This is a genomic window from Paenibacillus sp. MCAF9, from assembly GCF_052114265.1.
Classification (GTDB): domain Bacteria; phylum Bacillota; class Bacilli; order Paenibacillales; family Paenibacillaceae; genus Pristimantibacillus.
Genome location: NZ_JBFREL010000108.1, coordinates 1 through 355, shown reverse-complemented (window position 1 = coordinate 355; position 355 = coordinate 1). Strand labels below are relative to the sequence as shown.

Below are 355 nucleotides of genomic sequence, written 5' to 3'. Positions count from 1 at the left end.
GTACTGGCGCATCCTGGCCGCTACGGACTCTCAGCAAAATGGCTTAAGCGTTTGATCGCCCAATTTACCCTGAGCGGCGGCGATGCGATGGAAGTCGCGCAGTGTCAGCAACCGCCCAATGAACGTAGCCAACTGGCGGTCTACGCCAGAGATCATGACCTGGCCGCCTCGCAAGGTTCCGATTTTCATCAACCTTGCCCCTGGATCGAGCTGGGTCGAAAACTGTGGTTGCCCGGTGGTGTGGAGCCAGTCTGGACGCGCCATCCACATATCACGCCACAGTTGGTCGATATGGCACAGTGACAAGAGGATATTATGAGTCAACTTTTTCCCGTACATCCAGAGAATCCCCAAC

General features: G+C 55.8%; 1 protein-coding gene. It reads left to right on the top strand.

What is annotated here, in order from left to right; genetic code table 11:
• A partial coding sequence (locus AB4Z45_RS33100; protein WP_441913842.1) for a hypothetical protein occupies positions 1 to 303 on the top strand: 303 nt, incomplete at its 5' end.
• Positions 304 to 355: the final 52 nt, after the last annotated feature.